Source organism: Dechloromonas sp. ZY10 (genome assembly GCF_041378895.1).
Taxonomy (GTDB): domain Bacteria; phylum Pseudomonadota; class Gammaproteobacteria; order Burkholderiales; family Rhodocyclaceae; genus Azonexus; species Azonexus aquae.
Genome location: NZ_CP144212.1, coordinates 1515747 through 1531886, shown reverse-complemented (window position 1 = coordinate 1531886; position 16140 = coordinate 1515747). Strand labels below are relative to the sequence as shown.

Here is a 16140-nt window from a genome sequence, read left to right as displayed (position 1 = left end):
CAAGGCCGCCTTGGGGAAAAAGGGAAATTGTTCAGGCCTTGCCGGCCCGCCGCAATTTTGCGGGAAGCCTGGTGCTTTTATGCTTTTGCGCTTGCTCAGCCTCGATCAGCCACTTGCCGTCGACCCGCGCCAATGCCAGGACTTTGGTGCCACGGTCACGGTATTTGCCGGACTTGTAGGCCTGGTTGAAGGTCACTTCGGCACGATTTTCGTCAATCTGGCGGATGTTCACGTCCTTCAGGCTCAGGCGGATCGACTTGCGCTGACCGACCCGTTGCCGCCGCTGCTTTTCCCACGCCTCGCGACTCAGTCCGCGCGGCGTAAATTGCGGCGAATAAGCCGCCAAATAGCCATCAAGATCACGCTGGGCCCAGGCCTGGGCCCAGTTATTAAGTGCCGCGACCACTTCGGCAGACTCCCCGCCACTCGACGGCGAACTGACCTTGGCGGCCGGACTGGCTGCGTACAGCAAACCGGCACCAAACAACATGGCTAACAGAAAAAGGATACGACTAAGCTTCATTTTGTATTTCCGCAACGCAAAACAGGGATCAGGCCAATGTCCTTGAAGGACGTCAAAAAAATTCAATGCGAATTGTAGCCAGCCGGGACAGATGGAAAACTGAGCAATTCTGAGCGCCCCATCCGGGCTTCAAGCGACGATTTCGGCTTCAGCAAAAAAACAGTAGCCGGCATTACGCAAGGTGTTCAACGGCAAGGCCAGGCCGCAGAGTTCCTCGGTCTTGCGCCGCAGACGGCTGATCTGGGTATCCAGCCGGCGCTGGTCGTAATCGAGATAATTCTCGCCCTGCGCCTCGATGATCTGCCGCCGGCTGACGGCAACTCCCGGTCGCTGCATGAGAATCTGCAGCACGGTCAGATCCTGCTGCGACAACGACAAGGGCTGGTAACCAGGAGGAATCAGACGGCGGGCCCCCAGTTCCAGCGTCCAGCAGGCGCCCTTTTCTGGCTCACCGAGACGGCGGGCAAGGGCTGCCAGAGTCGCGGCTAGTTCGTCGAGATCGACGGTTTTGGCCAAATAGTAGTCAGCGCCCTCCTCCAGCCCGGCAACTTTGTCGCGGATGCCGCCGCGCGCAGTCAGTACGACGATGCCAACCCGGTGCCCACGGCCGCGCAACTCGCGGATCAATTCCCGGCCATCGCCATCGGGCAAGCCGAGATCAAGCAGTGCCAAACGGTGCCGACCGGGGTTGTAGCACAGCTTGAATTCGCCAATGCTGGCAACCGCATCGACCAGATAGCCCTGATCGCGGAGAAAATCGGCAATTTCCTCCCGCAGGATGTCTTCGTCTTCGAGAAATACGAGGCGCTTCATGCGGCGAAGGATACCGCGCCAAGCCAGCCAGCTGCCTGAGGAATTCTGAGCGAAAGGCATTCGCCGGCAGCTGCGTGCTATCGTCGACACGATGAAAAGCCGTTTTTTCTCCTGGCTGTCGATTGCCCTGCTGTTTTTCTCCGCTTCGCCCAGCTTTGCCCAAACCCTGCTGGAACTCGACCCGGCACGCGCACGGATCGCCACCCAAGGCCATCTCGTCCGGCTGATCGGCACCAGCCGCGAACCTCCGCTGGCTGCGCTCAACGATCCAACGCGCTGGCAGGCGCTTCCCGGCGCGGTCAGCGCCGGCTACCGTAACGACGATCTCTGGCTGCGTTTGCGCCTGCATTCGCCAACAGCCACCAGCCATTGGCGGATCGCCTTTTCCAACGCTCTGCTCGACGAAGTCGATCTTCATCTCCTGCGTCCGGATGGCCACTGGGAAGTCCAGCGTTCTGGCGAGAACATCGGACGAGAACATTGGCCGCACGCCACCCGTGCCCCACTCTTCGACTTTTCGCCGGATGCCGGCCAGGTTCACGAACTGCTGATCCGCCTCCGCTCAAAAAACGCCCTCAACAGCGAAATCGTCTTTTGGCAAGCTGACGCTTACGAACGTGAGGCGCGGAGCGAAGAACTCTGGCACGGGCTGTATTTCGGCGCTTGCCTGCTGCTGATCATTTTTCATGCCTTTTTCTGGCGCATGACGCGCGAAGCGCAAAGCGGCTGCTACCTGCTCTATGTGATCATCAACGCCGGGATCGAAGTCCTGACGGTCGGCCTGCCGCAACAACAATTCCTGATGCCGGCATGGCTGTCCGATCCCTTGCTCGGGATCACCATCGCGCTGTCGCCAATCATCGGCGTGCGCTTCGCCCTGCTCCAGCTCGAACTCCCTGCCCGCTGGCCGGTTTTCTGCCGCCGCCTGCAACTGCTCTACGCACTGCTTGGCGGCGTAGCGGCGATAACGATTGCCGCTGGCCACTACGCCGCCGGGGTGATTCTCGGCCAAATCCTGGCCCTCGGCTCGATCCCTTTCTTCACCCTGCTCGCACTCTGGCTACTGTGGCAAGGTCATCGTCCGGCACGCTTTTATCTGTTCGCCTTCGGGATTTTCTACCTCGGCGTCACCATCGCCTTCCTGCGCAACCTGACAATCCTGCCGACCAACCTCTGGACACTCAACGCGGCGGCAGTGGGAACCATGATCCACCTGGTTCTGATGAGCCTGCGCCTGAATTTCCGCTATGACAGCCTGCGCAGCGAACTCGCTGCCGCACAGCAAAGCGCCGTGACCGCAATGACGGCATTCAACGAGCAACTCGAGCAGGAGGTCAAGCACCGAACCAGCGACCTGCGCCAGGAAATCCAGCGCCGCCAGTTGCTGGCCAACGGGTTGCGCGCCGCGCTGGAAAATGAACAGCGGGTCCGCGAGGAACAAAAGGAGTTTGCCGCGATGATCTCGCATGAGTTCCGCACCCCGCTGTCGATCATCAGCACCACCGCCCAGCAACTGGTACGCAACCCTGAAGCCCCCTGGGAAAAAACCGTCGCCCGCTGCAATAACCTGCGGACTGCAACAGCCCGCATGCTCTCGCTGGTCGACGAATACCTCGCTGCCGACCGGATCGATGCCGAATCCGCCGGTTACCAGCCCCGCCCCTGCACAGGATGCGAAGTACTACAGGCGATCGCCGACGAATGGCCCGACGAACGGCTGAGCTTTGAACAGGATGCAGCCCTTCCGGCATTGATCTGCGACCCGGCACTGCTGCGGGTCGCAGTACGCAACCTGATCAGCAATGCCCTGCGCCACTCGCCGGAACACGCACCGGTCCACGTCACGGCCAAAAACACCGCACGCGGGCTGGAAATCCTGGTCGCCAATCGGGGACTGGAAATTCCGCCCGAGGAAGCCGAACGGCTGTTCCTGAAATATTTCCGCGGCCGCCAGGCACAGCAACGCCCGGGAGCCGGCCTCGGCCTCTACATCGCACGCCGGATCGCCCGTCTGCATGGCGGCGAAATCGAGCTACAAAACCGTGGCGAAGCCGGCGAAGTGATCTTTGCGCTGCACCTGCCCAGTCAGGGTACGTTACCAGCCCGGTCCTGAGCCTTACGCAAGCCGGGCCACTTGCCCGGAAGCGGAACCGGGAAAACGCGATGCGGCTTGCGGCAAGCAACCCACTGGCCATGCGCCCCCGGCAGTTCCTGCTCAGTTGCTGCAACAGACGCAGTTACGGCCCTCGCGCTTGGCGCGGTAGACCGCAGCGTCGGCACGACGAAAAAGGTCACGGACGTTGTGGCACTCAGCGTCGGCGGTGGCCACACCGATGCTGGCGGTAAGCGGGATGCTCAAGCCTTCGTAAGCCAGGGGCCGGGCGGCCACGGCAGTACGCAGGCTTTCAGCGCAGGCCAGGGCGGCCACCTGGTCGCAAGGACTGAGGATGACGACAAACTCCTCGCCACCAAAGCGGCCCAGAATGCCGCCGCTGACCCCGGCCTCGCGCTTGAGCAATTGCGCGGCTTCGAGCAATACATGGTCGCCGGCATCGTGGCCGTGGTTGTCGTTGATCTGCTTGAAATGATCGAGGTCGATGACCAGCAAGCTGAACGGCTGCTCCTGACGGCGAGCGCGGGCAAACTCGCTGTCCATCAGTTCGCCGATATGGCCCTTGTTGAAGACCTGGGTGATCGCGTCGGTATGGGCCAGCGCTTCGAGCCGGCGCAAATAATCGAGTTCGGCGGCATCATGCGGCAGGAACTTGAGTTCGGTATCGCCGACGACGATCCGGTCTTCGCGCTGCAACACCACGCCCTGGTCATCGACCCGCTGATGGTTCAGCCAAGTCCCATTGGTCGAATCGCAATCGTGCAGCCGGAAAATCCCTTCGTGCTGGCGCAACCAGGCCTGGCGCCGCGAGACCTTGGGATCCTCGATCACCAGATCGGCACCGCCATCGCGGCCGAGCAGGATTTCATTGCTGCGCAGTTCATAGCGGCGCCCCGGCTGACGGCCGTGCACCACCACCAGCGAAGCGCCGGCAGGCAGCGCCGGCGGCCGCTCGGCAGCGCAAGGAAGTTGCTGGCAGCGCAGGGTTTCGCCAGCGGGATCGGTCATCGGCACAACTCCGGTGAGTGAGGAGGCCATCATAACACCGCCCCCTGTTCAAGTTCGCCAGCGAACAGCCGGCCCAGGCGGCGCACCGCGTCCTCCAGCGCCGGCGTCATCGGGTTGCCGCCGTTCAGGCGCAGGCAGTTGCGGTACATGCCGCTGGCCGAAAACAGTTCGCCCGGGGTGTAGGACAGGCCATCGGCGAGCGCCCGTTCATAACACGCCATGGTGTCGACGCCTTCCGGCAACTCGACCCACAACACGTAACCGGCCTGCGGCTGGGCGATCCGCGTACCGGCCGGAAAGTAGCGGGCGACCGCATCGCTCAGCGCCGCCACCTGCTGCCGATAAATGCTGCGCAGCTTGCGCAGATGGCGTTCGTAGGCATTCGATTCGAGGTATTCGGCCAGCACCATCTGGGTCACCGGATTGGTCCCGCCGCTGTTCAGCGTCTTCTGCATACCCACCGCCTCGGCATAACGGCCGGCAGCGACAAAGCCGATGCGCAGGGCCGGCGACAGGCACTTGGAAAACGAGGCGCAAAGCATCACATTGCCGCTGCGGTCGAAGGCCTTGATCGGCCAGGGCCGCGCATTGCCATGGTAAAGATCGCCGTAGATGTCGTCTTCGATCAGCGGAATGTTGCGCTCGGCGGCCAGCGCCGCAAGCCGCCGCTTGTTGTCATCGGGCATCACGCAACCGAGCGGATTGCTGCCGTTGGAAACGATCAGGCAGGCGGCGATATTGCCGTAGCGCGAAGCCAGTTCCAGCGCTTCGACCGACATCCCGGTGCGCGGGTCGGTCGGGATTTCCAGCGCCTTGAGGCCCAGGCTCTCCAGTAATTGCAGCATCAGGTAATAGGCCGGCGATTCGACCGCGACGGTATCGCCGGGCCGGGTCACCGCGCGCAGGCACAAGCCGAGGGCTTCGGTGCAGGCATTGGTGATGATGATTTCCTCGGCCGCCAGCGGCCCGCCCCAAGCCAGCGAGCGGCGCACCAGCTGGCGGATCAGCGCCGGCAGGTCGTTGCGGCCGTGGCTGCCGGCTTCGAGCAGGTGCGGATGACGGCGGGCAACGCCGGCGTAAAGACGGTGCAAGGCAGCAATCGGCAACAGCTCGTTGGCCGGAAAGGCAATCGCCAGCGGCGCCACGCCCGGCCGGCTGCCGTCGTGCAGAATCCGGGCAATCCGCTGCGAAATCTCGACCGGCATGGCGGTAACCGGGGTTTCGCGGGTTTGCGGCTCGGGGTTTTCGCTGCGCGCGCGCCGGACAAAGTAGCCGGACTGCGGCCGGGCTTCGACCAGGCCGCGATCTTCCAGCTGGCGCAAAGCCTGAACCACGGTCGACACCGACAAGCGCCGCTCTTCGGCCAGCCGCCGCACCGAAGGCAGGCGGTCACCGCAAGTCAGCACGCCGTCGGCAATCATTCCGGCGAGTTCACCGGCCAGTTTTTCATAACGCAATTCTTCTGCCATCGCGGCGACTCCGGGCAAACAGCACAGTTGGCATATTTTTCAAGCAATACAGTTGCAGCACAAACAGACTGTATTGGTCACAATTTCACTTTATTGCTACTGTATCAGCAAACCACGCTTACCTAAACTGATCGCTCATCGCATCCCGCGCACTTTGCTTGCGCATCGACAGGAGCCCTCAAATGAAACTCGGAGCCCCCCGCACCCCCAGCCGTCCCTGGCTGGAACTGCAACTGCACGACAACCAGCCGCTGCGCCTGGAACACGCCCGCGGCCTGACCCTGCGCGGCGTTGCCGGCCAGGTCTGGATCACGCTGGCAGGCGAGGCCGAGGACATTTTCCTGATGCCGGGCGAGGAATACGAGATTCCGCGCAACGCCCTGCTGCTGATCGAAGGCATCGGCGAAGCCAGCGTCGCGCTGTTGCGGCCAGTCCGCTACCCCTGGCTGCGAGCACTGTTGGCCCAACGCCGCGAGCGGGCAGCGACCCTGACCCCGGGCTGGAGCCTGCAGTGCAATTAAACCCGCTTTCCCGCCTGTGCCGGGGCGATGCGCCCTGGCTGCAGGGCGCCCGTGCCGGCTTTATCGCGTTCCTGCCGCTGTCGGTCGGGCTGATTCCTTGGGCGCTGGTGGTCGGCATGGCGATGACCAGTGCCGGCTTCACCCCGGCCCAGGCGATGGGCATGAACATCATTGTCTTTGCCGGCACCGCACAACTGGGTACCTTGCCGCTGATCGTCGATGGCGCGCCGCTGTGGCTGATCGTCGCCACCGGGCTGGCGCTCAATCTGCGTTTCGTCATCTTCAGCGCCGCGCTGGCCCCCAGCTTTGCCGGCATCGGCACACCGATGCGCTGGTTTGCCGGGCATTTCCTGACCGACGGCAGCTTTGCCTGCTGCTACGAACCGATGCGCAAGGCCGACGATCCGCACTGGCGGCTCGGCTATTACCTCGCCACCGGGCTGTGGAGCTGGCTGCTGTGGCAGAGCTTTGCGCTGATCGGCATCCATGCCGCGCACCTGCTGCCCAAAACCTGGTCGCTCGAATTCATGGCCACGATTGCGCTGATCGTGCTGCTGGTGCCAATGGCCAAGGTCCGCCCGATGCTGGTGGCCGCGCTGGCCGGCGGCGCCAGCGCAACGCTGCTACGCAACATGCCGCTGCGCCTCGGCGTCGTCACCGGCATCTGCATTGGCATTGCCGCCGGTTTTGCCGCCGAACACTGGCAGGAGAACAAGGATGACTGACGAACTCTGGCTGTGGCTGACCTTCATCCTGCTCGGCCTGACCACCACCCTGCCGCGCGCCGGCTTCATCGTTGCCGGCAATCGCGTCAGCCTGCCGCCGACCCTGCAACGCGCGCTGCGCTACGCCCCTGCGGCGGCCCTAGCCGCGATTGTCGTCCCCGACGTGCTGGTGGTTGGCGGCCAACTGGCACCGCTCAACCCCAAACTCGCCGGCGCCATCGCCGCCGTGGTCGCCGCCAGCCTGTGGCGCAACCCCTGGCTGCCCTTCGTCGCCGGCATGGGGGTGCTGCTGGCGCTGCAAAAACTGCTGCCCTGAGGCCTGACACGGTCGACCGGCCTTTTGGGCAAAAATCGCGGTCGACCGTAGCAACCAGTCGCCTTCCCGCTTCCTTGATGTCCCGCCCGCTGCGCTCCGCTTCACGCCCATCCTCCACCCGCGTCCAGTTCAGTGTTGCACCTGCCGGCAGACTTGGCTCGCCAGCCCCCCGGCGGCTCCCCAGCGGATACCGGAGTCTTGATTGACGCCCCCGCCAATGGCCCGCAGAATACGCCGCCGTGCGCTGCCCGGAAGACCCGCCGGCAAGTCGCCGCTGCCAGCTGCCCGTGCGCTTCCCTGCCCGACCTTTTCAACTGACCCGCCACCGCCCCCGGCAGCGGGATTTTCCCCTGTTTACCCAAGCCTACCCCGATGCAGGACCTCAACCCCTACCAAGACTGGCGTATTGCGCTGATTCCCCACATCCCCGGTTTTCCGCTGCCCGTGGTCGGCCTCGCCGCCCCCACCCCGCGCTGGAGCGGCATGGTCAGCCTGCACCTGACGCGCGATGTCGCCCTGCATCTGCCCCCGAGCGAGGTCGTCGTCCAGGAAACCAACTTTGCCGACTTCATCCAACTGGCGCAGCAAAGCGCGGTTGGCCAGGCCGTTGCCGCCAGCCTCGCCGACAGCGGCAACGACAATCCCTTTGATCTGGTTGCCGTCACCAGCTACTGCCTGAGCAAGGGCATCAGCCAGGCCGCCGACGTCGAGCGCGCCACCCGGCTGATTCTCGAAGCCTACCGCGAACTGGCGCGGCAAATCGACGCCCAGAACCGTGCCCGCCTTCACTGAGCCGCCCCATCTCTTTCCTCATATCGCCCCAATGAATAGCGAACCCAACTATCAGAACAACCCGCTGCACGGTGTCAGCCTCAAGCAGCTGGTCAGCGAAATCGTCAATCACTACGGTTACGAAATCCTCTACGCCTACCTCAACATCAACTGCTTCAAGACCAACCCGAGCATCGAAGCCGCCGTCAAATTCCTGAAAAAAGCCGACTGGGCGCGCGAGAAGGTCGAAGGCTTCTACCTCTACCAGTTCAAGAGCCTGCCCCGCGCCTCGGCCGAGCAGTTTGAACTGCCGCCGCGCGACCGCATCGTTCCGCCCGAACAACAGCCGGGGCCGCCCGCCGAACTGAGCCTGGAAGACGCCGAACGCCTGCGCGAAAAACGCGCCCGCAAAGCCGCCGAGCATGACCGCAACGGCGACCGCCGCCCACGGCCGGAAGCCCGCCCGCGCAGCGACTCCCGCAGCGACCCCTCCCCCCGCAGTGCCCCCCGCGCCGACTCCCGCCGCGCCCCGGCCGCCGCCAGCGACGACCCCTGGGCGAAGTGGAAGAAGTGACGCAGCGCGGTTTCCCACCCGTTGCCGCCGCCGCATTCCGCTAAAATGGCCGGATCGTTCCGGCCTTGCCCAGAGGAGTCAGCATGCTTCGCGCCCCCCGCCCCACTGCCCGCTCATGTCGCCCGCACGGGCAACGCTCCGCCCTGCTTCCCCTCCTCGGCCTGAGCCTGGCCCTGCTCCTGCCCGGCGTAGCCGAGGCCAAACGCAGCGGCTCGTCGCACAGCAGCAGTTCGCACCCGACCGGCCATGCCGACAGCACACATGCCGCCGGGAGCAAGCACGACAGCGGCGGCCCGAGCCTGTCCGTGTCGCTGCCACGCCCGCGCCAGGGAGAACGGGATAGCAGCCAGAACACGCCGACAACAGCCAGCGCGACCGACGCCGCCCCGACCGGCAAACGGGAAGCCGAGCAAAAGGCTGCCGCCGATGCCGAGGCTGCCCGCAAGCTTGAAGAATCGCTGACCCTGGCGCGCCAGAAGGCGGCAGCCGAACAATCCGCCCTCGCTGCGGCAGAAGAGAAAAAGCGCCTCGATGCCGAAAAGCGCGAGCAGGATCGCCAACAGGCCAAGCTCGAAGCCGCCCAGCGCCAATATGCATGGGAGACCCGCTGCCAGATCAGACCGGTAATGAGCGACGAAGAAATCGCCACCTGCCGCGAAGTCTGGACCCGCCCCGCGCCCAAAAACTGGGTTGCCGGCCAATAAAACCGCTACCCCGGGGTTTTTATCGATCGCCACGGTCGACCGTAGCAATCGATAAAAACCAGCACACGGAGGTCTTCCTCCCGCCACCGGCAAAGCCGGTAAAATCGCCGCCCATGACTACCTCCGCCTCTCCCGCCCCGGCCTCCTGCCCGGAAGCCTCGGCCTCGCCGCTTGGCAAAAGCACCGCCTACGCCAGCACCTACGCCCCCGAATTGCTGTTCCCGATCCCGCGCCAGGGCAAGCGCGACGAACTCGGTCTGCGTGCCGACGCGCTGCCCTTCGTCGGCGAAGACCTGTGGAACGCCTACGAAGTCTCGTGGCTCAACCCGCGCGGCAAACCGGTGGTCGCCGTCGGTACCCTGCGCGTCCCGGCCGACAGCCCGCGCCTGATCGAATCCAAGTCGCTCAAGCTCTACCTCAACTCGCTCAACCAGACCGCCTTTGCCGACCCCGCGGCCGTCGCCGCGACCCTCAGCCGCGACCTCTCGGCCGCCGCCGGCGCCCCGGTACGGGTCGAACTCGCGCCGCTCGGCGACCAACCGCCAGCCAGCGTCGGCTACCCGCAAGGCGTGCTCCTCGACGACCTCGACATCGACTGCAGCGACTATCAACCGGCGCCGGAGCGGCTGACCACGGTCGACGGCGAAAACGGGCAAAAATCCGCCGGAGAACAAGCCGGTGCGGCAGCGGAAAGTTCGGCCATCGTCGAAGAAACCCTGTACTCGCACCTGCTCAAATCCAACTGCCTGGTCACCGGCCAGCCCGACTGGGCGATGGTCGTCATCCGCTATCGCGGCCGCGCAATCGACCGCGCCGGCCTGCTCCGCTATCTGGTCTCGTTCCGCAACCACAACGAATTCCACGAGCAATGCGTCGAACGCATCTTCTGCGACCTGTGGCACCGCTGCGCCCCACAAGCCCTCGCCGTGCACGCCCGCTACACCCGCCGCGGCGGCCTCGACATCAACCCCTTCCGCAGCAGCGGCACCCCCACCACCCCCGACTACCCGGCCCCGGACAATACGCGGGAAGTGCGGCAGTAAGGGGTTGCGGATGGGCTGAGGAGTTGGGTGGCGGCTTCGGAAAATCTTGGGTATTGGTGCTTTCTTGCCTTACGCAGGCGGCGATTACCCCGCTACCCTGACTCCCCAATCCCGCTGTTTTCGCCGCCCGGCCTCGCTGTATCTGGCTACGGAGGGCATTGGGTTTGATGATGCTGGTTTCGACAGCAATCGGCCAGAAGCTGCCGGTCAGCCTCTTGTCACCATGGTCATTCGAGCGTCAGTTTCAGTCCAAAACCTGCCAGTCGACCTACTTAGGCTGGTTGGTCTGAGCTGCCATCTGCCAATAACGCGGACTTCTGCCTTGGTGCCAACCTTCATGTTGTTCCAGTTCGGATGTTAGCCGCTTCCGAAAGTAGAACACCCACTATACTCTGCGGCACTTGCCCCCCACCTAGCATCGGAGTTGCCACATGTCTTATAAGCTATCTGAAATTGAGGAGGAACTCGATAAGAGAGCAAAAGAACTGGGGATTCTTTCGCTCCCACTAAGGTCAGTTCTAACCAACATTTTTGGCATTCTGGATGCTCTCTGCTACGGAAACCGCCTCAAGGGAGGAACACCTAGGAGGCAGGCAGGTCAAGCCCTTGTTTCCAGGTTGTCTTATCTTCTCCCCATACTCCTAACAAAGTGTGATGTTGAGAGTCTCGGTGATGGTGTGCTAGACGCTATGAAAGCCTTCACCTTGCAGGACTTTGCAGAGTTGCAATTTCTACTCCAGTATGGGCATTATTGCGAGTTGATGCCAGCTATTCACCGAAAGTGGTATCTGGTTCATGAAGTGGCTAATCGATCTTATTCAATCAACCATCTTTCGACAGATATTGCCCGATTTGATTGGCGTGACATAGTTCTCAGTGAAACGGCAATGCCACAAGAGCCGGAAATTGACGTAGCGAAATATTATGATGCAACTTATCAGTTAGCTGACACGGCACCAAATATCGACATGGGGCTTTTCGTGTCGGTAATTTACTCTATAAAGAACGAATATATAGCTGGCGAACGTGAGTTTCTAGGCATCAGCGAAGAAGGTTTTTTTAACGCAACTGGAGTAGCGTTTGAGACGTTTCGACAGTTCCGAGCCGCATGGGCCGCCTACTCTATCTGCTGTCAGCTGATAGCAGAAATGCTTTTTGCAACGACGCGTTTCGTCCCGGAGAGCGAAAAAGAGCGTCTCGTAGCCGAGGCATGGGAATGGATTATGCCCCTAATTGATGCCAGCTTTATCGATAGTCTGATTTGTTCTATCGCCAGACTTCAGGGTGAAGAGTATGGCAAGCTCATGCGATTCTTCGCCGTAGACGCAAAGGCGCGAACTGCACCACAGGCGGGCGATGGGTTTCTTCCTCCGATTATCAAGTTTGGCGATGGATACTTGTTTAGTCCGCAAATAGTAAGGACCGTGATGTCCACACGGAATCTTCTTTACGTAAAAAATAAACTGGCCCCCGACTCTTTTTCGCGCAGTATTGCAAACGAGATGGAACCAGCTCTTATTGCGGCGGCCGTGAAGATTTTCCAGCAGATACCGCAACTCGTTGTTGTGCCAAACGTGTGCTGGGAAAGAGGCGAAATTGATATTCTTGTTTTCAACCCTGATGAGAACGCGGCTCTGCAAATTCAAGCGAAGGCTGCCATTCCACCAGAAGGCGCTCGAATGACTAGGGCAATGGAAACACGTATCGCCGAAGCGTTTTCACAATTGGAACGCCTGCATCAAGAAAATTCTACGACCATCGATGAATTAATTTCCCAAGCTGTTAAGAGAAAGGTAAGTGCAGTTACAGTTTGCGATGCAATTCTTACTTCGTCTTGCTTTGGAACTTCTACCGTCTGGCAGCGCATGAAGGGAATGGCCGCACTGAATCTTCCGCTTTTGGCTGCGGTTATAGGCGAGATTCGAAGCGGTAACGAACAGGAGCCAGTTGCACGACTTGCTGCAATGTCATATGAAATACTAGACCGATGGTGCAACGATTTAAGTCCTGGTTGGGCTTTTGAGAAACTTACCATTGACGACGTAACGCTCGAAGTGCCGGTGCTGGAATTAGACCCTAAGTACCTACGGGATATTCGAAATGTGTTTCAGCAGGCGCTTGATGCGTAAGCGTTTATGGGAGAAAAGCTACCATTCGGTGGGCGGGGTAATGGCTGAGCAGTTGGCATTCGGCACTTGCCCTGAACGGCAGCACCAATCCGAAAACTGCCGTTAGCGCTCAGGGCCAGTGAAAGGCCGGATTGGGTCGTTCCCAGCCCATCCGGTCTGACACAAATCAGCAGCCCCCCGCCCCCAATTTCGCGTCAGACCAAACTCCCCCTCAAGGCTTCGCCACCCGCCAAACCCCGTTAAACCCGTCCCCGGTGCGGTCACCCGGTTTCTGGTCCTTGATCCAGAGGTACAGCGGCTTGCCCCGGTAGGCCCATTGTTTGCGGCCATCGTCGCGGGTGATCAGGCTGTAGTCGCCGTGGGCGGTGTCGCCCTGGCTTGCCAGCAGCGGCGGCCAGTTGCTGGCGCAGGGGCCGTTGCAGGTGCTCTTGCCGCTGCCGGCGGTGTCTTTGTCGAAGGTGTAGAGGGTCATGCCGTTGCTGCCGGTGAGCAGGCCGTCGCCGCTGCGGACCGGTGCGGCGGTAATGGCAGTGTGGCCGGCACAGCCGGCGAGCAGGCCGGCGAACAGCAGGCCGGTGGTCAAACGATGCGAGCGTGTCATGTTCATTCTCCTGGTCAGCCTAGATTCCCGATTGTCGGGTCGCCGAGCCGGGCCGGGGAATGGGTGCTGTCGTAAAACCGCCTGGAAAAATGCGCATCGCCGGCGCAGGGCTCCCGCTTTTGAACCTTGATTGCGGCAAAAGTGCCGCCACTGGCGTTAGCCCCAGGGATTTTCCTGCCCCGCTGCGAGCAGGCAGAGCCAGGCGCGGGTTTCGAATTCGAGTTGCGCGTAGTCGCGTTCGATGTAGGTGCACAGCTGGTAGAAAGCCTTGTCGTGCTCCGGCTCCTTGAGGTGCGCGACTTCGTGCGCGGCGATCATGCGCAGGAAGGCTTCCGGGGCTTCGCGGAAGACGGTGGCGATGTGGATTTCGCGCTTGCTTTTGAGCTTGCCGCCCTGCACCCGCGCGATCCGGGTGTGGGTGCCGAGAGCGTTGCGCACGGTTTGCAGCTTGCCGTCGTAAGCCACCCGCGCCAGTGGCGGGGCGTTGCGCAGGTGGTCGCTTTTGAGTTCTTCGACGTAGTCGTAGAGGGCGCGGTCGCTGCGCACTTCGTGCGCCTGCGGGTGGCGCTGGCGCAGCCAGGCGGCGAGACGGTCGTCGGCGATCATTTGCGCGACCGGGGTGCTGAGGTGCTCGGGGTAGCCGAGCAGGTACACCATGTGTGCGTTGGCCGCCATCAATACCACTCCAGCAGGGAGAGACCGACGCCGTAGTAGGTGGCGCGGTGGTTGTAGTCGATCAGGCTTTCGCCGTAGCCGGAGAACCATTGCAGGTGGCCGCGCAGGCTGCCTTCGATGGGAAAGGCGTAGTCGATCTGCACGGCGCCCCGGCTCTGCTCGCCGCCGCGCAGCGAGTGGCGCAGCATGAGCGAGAGTTGATGCCCGCCGAAGCGGCGGATCAACTGCAGGTCGCCGCGCCCGAGGTAGTTGGCGATATCCGGGTTGTCGTCCTGGCTGCTCGCCTCGCGCACGCGCCACCAGGGGCGCAGCGCCAGCGTCCAGTCGCCTTTTTCCAGCGCGGCGGTGGCGATCACCCGGTTCCAGCTACGCGACAACGGCAGCGCCCGGCCATTCGACTGATGGTTGATGCCAAGCGAGAACAGCCGCCCGCGCCAGCCGAGCAGGTCGTAATCGGTCCGCCAGACCAGCATTGCCTCGGGCTCGTAATTGGTCTCGCGGAAGGGGCGCGAGACGCCGCCGTTATAGACCTGCCAGCGCGACGACTGGGTGTAGCCGAACCACAGGTCGCCGTTGCTGCCGAGCAGGTCTTCGGCCAGCTTGGCCTTGAGGCTGATCTGAAACTTGGCCTCGCCGGACTCGATCGGCAAGGCCTCGGGCAGGCTGTGGCCGGGCGCCGGGGTATTGGGATGGCGGTTGGCCCGGCTGGCAGAAAACCAGGGCAGCGCATAGACCGGCTTGTACTGGCGGATTTGCAGCACCTGGCCGCGATACTCCGGGTCCAGTTCCCAGGCCTTGCCGAGCAGCGAGGGGATAGCGGCGCCCGCCGCCCGCAGGCCTTCCGGCGCCACCCTGATTGGCACACTCGCCGGCACATTTGCCGGCGCATTGACCGGAAAACGTGGCGCTGCCGTTTCCACCGCTGCACCGTTACTGCCCCCAGTGTTCGCGGCGACCTGCGCTGAGCTGACGCCACCTGCGGCAGGCGCGCCGGATGCGCCGCGCGCCGGGCCGGCATTCGCACCTCCCGCCACCGGCAGCACCGCCGCGCCGGAACCGGCGCCGCTGGCGGGCAAGGCGTCGTAACAGGCCAGCCGCTGCGTAGCATCGGCGATCTGCCGGCAGGCCTGCCAGGCTTCGCCGCCGCCCGAATTTTGCCCGACAGCGGCGTGGACCGTGGAAATCAATGCCAGCGGCAGCAGCGCCGGCCAGCAGGCGCGCTCACTCATTGCAGCCCCGCCAGTTCGGGAAACAGCACGTCGGTAAAGCCAAAGCGGCTCAGGTCGCGCAGCCGCATCGGGTAAAGCACGCCCCACAGGTGGTCGCATTCGTGCTGCACGACGCGGGCGTGGAAGCCCTCGGCCTCGCGCTCGATGCGCTGGCCGAGCGGGTCAAAGCCCGAGTAACGAATCCGCGCCGGCCGCGTCACCTCTCCGCGCATCCCCGGCACCGACAGGCAGCCTTCCCAGCCGCTTTCCTCCGGGCCGGGCAGGATTTCGATCTCCGGGTTGAGCAGCACGGTCAGCGGCACCGCTGCGGCCTCTGGATAACGCGCGCTTTGGGCGAAACCGAAAATCACCAGTTGCAGATCGACACCGATCTGCGGCGCAGCGATCCCGACTCCGCCGGCCGCCGCCATCGTTTCGCGCAGGTCGGCGATCAGGGCGTGCAATTCCGGCGTATCGAAGGCCGTGACCGGCTGCGCCCGGCGCAGCAAACGCGGGTCGCCCATGCGGAGGATTTCACGGAGTGCCATGGCGGGAAACTTCCAGAGGGGAAAAGCGGGATTTTACGGGATGCCTCGCAGGCCTTGCTTAAAAATGCCGCCGCCCGCCTCCCCTCACTCTGGCGCCGGCCAGCCCGACAGCAGGCCGGGAGCGGCCGACAAAACGCCGCCAAAGGTGTTGACAGGGGCTAAGTCAAGGCCATTTACGCACAAGTTGGCGAATATATTTTTTCACCAGCCTCTTGACAGCCCGGCCCGCTGCACAAAACCGTGCATTTCGTTTAGTTACTTAAAAATCAATAACTTAGGATTTTGCCCAAGTTTGCAGCAGAGTAAGAAAAACCCTTACGCCGGCGGGACTTAGCGCATCGCTCCCCGACTCATTCACAGACTTATCCACAGCTTTTGTGGATAGCGCACGACGGCACG

The 16140-nt window shown here is 62.7% G+C and carries 17 protein-coding genes; 9 read left to right on the top strand and 8 right to left on the bottom strand.

Annotated features, from left to right (window positions below):
* Positions 1 to 31 precede the first annotated feature (31 nt).
* On the bottom strand, positions 32 to 523 hold the full coding sequence (locus VX159_RS06985; RefSeq protein WP_371325252.1) for a nuclear transport factor 2 family protein: 492 nt from the start codon (positions 521 to 523) through the stop codon (positions 32 to 34).
* 129 nt (positions 524 to 652) lie between these two features.
* Complete coding sequence (locus VX159_RS06980) at positions 653 to 1336, bottom strand: response regulator transcription factor (protein WP_371325251.1); 684 nt, start codon at positions 1334 to 1336, stop codon at positions 653 to 655.
* A gap of 91 nt (positions 1337 to 1427) precedes the next feature.
* Here VX159_RS06980 and VX159_RS06975 point away from each other — a divergent pair, with 91 nt between their 5' ends.
* Positions 1428 to 3449 carry a 7TM diverse intracellular signaling domain-containing protein gene (locus VX159_RS06975; RefSeq protein ID WP_371325250.1) on the top strand — a complete coding sequence of 674 codons (2022 nt, stop codon included), beginning with the start codon at positions 1428 to 1430 and terminating at the stop codon, positions 3447 to 3449.
* Positions 3450 to 3551: 102 nt separating this feature from the next.
* Here VX159_RS06975 and VX159_RS06970 read toward each other — a convergent pair whose 3' ends face one another.
* Together VX159_RS06970 and VX159_RS06965 are read right to left on the bottom strand one after the other, a co-directional pair.
* Positions 3552 to 4457: a GGDEF domain-containing protein gene (locus VX159_RS06970; protein ID WP_371325249.1), complete on the bottom strand. Its 906-nt coding sequence runs from the start codon at positions 4455 to 4457 to the stop codon at positions 3552 to 3554.
* A 29-nt stretch (positions 4458 to 4486) separates the two neighbouring features.
* Positions 4487 to 5926, bottom strand: a complete 1440-nt coding sequence (locus VX159_RS06965) for a PLP-dependent aminotransferase family protein (RefSeq protein WP_371325248.1) — start codon at positions 5924 to 5926, stop codon at positions 4487 to 4489.
* Positions 5927 to 6108: 182 nt separating this feature from the next.
* Here VX159_RS06965 and VX159_RS06960 point away from each other — a divergent pair, with 182 nt between their 5' ends.
* The 8 genes from VX159_RS06960 to VX159_RS06925 all read left to right on the top strand — a co-directional run bounded on the left by VX159_RS06960 (position 6109) and on the right by VX159_RS06925 (position 12709).
* Positions 6109 to 6447, top strand: a complete 339-nt coding sequence (locus VX159_RS06960) for a DUF2917 domain-containing protein (RefSeq protein WP_371325247.1) — start codon at positions 6109 to 6111, stop codon at positions 6445 to 6447.
* Positions 6438 to 7172: an AzlC family ABC transporter permease gene (locus VX159_RS06955; RefSeq protein ID WP_371325246.1), complete on the top strand. Its 735-nt coding sequence runs from the start codon at positions 6438 to 6440 to the stop codon at positions 7170 to 7172. Before VX159_RS06960 ends, VX159_RS06955 begins: the two co-directional genes overlap by 10 nt.
* Complete coding sequence (locus VX159_RS06950; protein WP_371325245.1) at positions 7165 to 7488, top strand: AzlD domain-containing protein; 324 nt, start codon at positions 7165 to 7167, stop codon at positions 7486 to 7488. The genes VX159_RS06955 and VX159_RS06950 overlap by 8 nt, the downstream gene beginning before the upstream one ends.
* 372 nt (positions 7489 to 7860) lie before the next feature.
* Positions 7861 to 8280, top strand: a complete 420-nt coding sequence (locus VX159_RS06945; protein ID WP_371325244.1) for a hypothetical protein — start codon at positions 7861 to 7863, stop codon at positions 8278 to 8280.
* A 31-nt stretch (positions 8281 to 8311) separates the two neighbouring features.
* Entirely contained in the window at positions 8312 to 8833 is a 522-nt protein-coding gene (locus VX159_RS06940; protein ID WP_371325243.1) for a VF530 family DNA-binding protein, read from the top strand.
* An 83-nt stretch (positions 8834 to 8916) separates the two neighbouring features.
* Entirely contained in the window at positions 8917 to 9537 is a 621-nt protein-coding gene (locus VX159_RS06935; RefSeq protein ID WP_371325242.1) for a hypothetical protein, read from the top strand.
* Between the two features lie 113 nt (positions 9538 to 9650).
* Positions 9651 to 10580, top strand: a complete 930-nt coding sequence (gene queF / locus VX159_RS06930) for an NADPH-dependent 7-cyano-7-deazaguanine reductase QueF (RefSeq protein ID WP_371325241.1) — start codon at positions 9651 to 9653, stop codon at positions 10578 to 10580.
* A 431-nt stretch (positions 10581 to 11011) separates the two neighbouring features.
* Positions 11012 to 12709, top strand: a complete 1698-nt coding sequence (locus VX159_RS06925) for a hypothetical protein (protein ID WP_371325240.1) — start codon at positions 11012 to 11014, stop codon at positions 12707 to 12709.
* 211 nt (positions 12710 to 12920) lie between these two features.
* On the opposite strand, the gene VX159_RS06920 is transcribed toward VX159_RS06925, so the two are convergent.
* The 4 genes from VX159_RS06920 to def form a co-directional block, all read right to left on the bottom strand.
* Positions 12921 to 13310 (bottom strand): hypothetical protein, encoded by a 390-nt coding sequence (locus VX159_RS06920; RefSeq protein WP_371325239.1) that lies wholly within the window; start codon positions 13308 to 13310, stop codon positions 12921 to 12923.
* 156 nt (positions 13311 to 13466) lie between these two features.
* Positions 13467 to 13985 carry a YgjP-like metallopeptidase domain-containing protein gene (locus tag VX159_RS06915; protein WP_371325238.1) on the bottom strand — a complete coding sequence of 173 codons (519 nt, stop codon included), beginning with the start codon at positions 13983 to 13985 and terminating at the stop codon, positions 13467 to 13469.
* Positions 13985 to 15214, bottom strand: coding sequence for a phospholipase A (locus VX159_RS06910; protein WP_371325237.1), 1230 nt, complete (start codon positions 15212 to 15214; stop codon positions 13985 to 13987). Before VX159_RS06910 ends, VX159_RS06915 begins: the two co-directional genes overlap by 1 nt.
* Positions 15211 to 15741, bottom strand: a complete 531-nt coding sequence (gene def / locus VX159_RS06905; protein ID WP_371325236.1) for a peptide deformylase — start codon at positions 15739 to 15741, stop codon at positions 15211 to 15213. The genes VX159_RS06910 and def overlap by 4 nt, the downstream gene beginning before the upstream one ends.
* Between the last annotated feature and the right edge of the window lie 399 nt (positions 15742 to 16140).

Coding starts and splice junctions, on each gene's coding strand:
- VX159_RS06985 (WP_371325252.1), bottom strand. CDS start 523: ATGAAGCTTAGTCGTATCCTTTTTCTGTTAGCCATGTTGTTTGGTGCC.
- VX159_RS06980 (WP_371325251.1), bottom strand. CDS start 1,336: ATGAAGCGCCTCGTATTTCTCGAAGACGAAGACATCCTGCGGGAGGAA.
- VX159_RS06975 (WP_371325250.1), top strand. CDS start 1,428: ATGAAAAGCCGTTTTTTCTCCTGGCTGTCGATTGCCCTGCTGTTTTTC.
- VX159_RS06970 (WP_371325249.1), bottom strand. CDS start 4,457: ATGACCGATCCCGCTGGCGAAACCCTGCGCTGCCAGCAACTTCCTTGC.
- VX159_RS06965 (WP_371325248.1), bottom strand. CDS start 5,926: ATGGCAGAAGAATTGCGTTATGAAAAACTGGCCGGTGAACTCGCCGGA.
- VX159_RS06960 (WP_371325247.1), top strand. CDS start 6,109: ATGAAACTCGGAGCCCCCCGCACCCCCAGCCGTCCCTGGCTGGAACTG.
- VX159_RS06950 (WP_371325245.1), top strand. CDS start 7,165: ATGACTGACGAACTCTGGCTGTGGCTGACCTTCATCCTGCTCGGCCTG.
- VX159_RS06945 (WP_371325244.1), top strand. CDS start 7,861: ATGCAGGACCTCAACCCCTACCAAGACTGGCGTATTGCGCTGATTCCC.
- VX159_RS06940 (WP_371325243.1), top strand. CDS start 8,312: ATGAATAGCGAACCCAACTATCAGAACAACCCGCTGCACGGTGTCAGC.
- VX159_RS06935 (WP_371325242.1), top strand. CDS start 8,917: ATGCTTCGCGCCCCCCGCCCCACTGCCCGCTCATGTCGCCCGCACGGG.
- queF (WP_371325241.1), top strand. CDS start 9,651: ATGACTACCTCCGCCTCTCCCGCCCCGGCCTCCTGCCCGGAAGCCTCG.
- VX159_RS06925 (WP_371325240.1), top strand. CDS start 11,012: ATGTCTTATAAGCTATCTGAAATTGAGGAGGAACTCGATAAGAGAGCA.
- VX159_RS06920 (WP_371325239.1), bottom strand. CDS start 13,310: ATGACACGCTCGCATCGTTTGACCACCGGCCTGCTGTTCGCCGGCCTG.
- VX159_RS06915 (WP_371325238.1), bottom strand. CDS start 13,985: ATGGCGGCCAACGCACACATGGTGTACCTGCTCGGCTACCCCGAGCAC.
- VX159_RS06910 (WP_371325237.1), bottom strand. CDS start 15,214: ATGAGTGAGCGCGCCTGCTGGCCGGCGCTGCTGCCGCTGGCATTGATT.
- def (WP_371325236.1), bottom strand. CDS start 15,741: ATGGCACTCCGTGAAATCCTCCGCATGGGCGACCCGCGTTTGCTGCGC.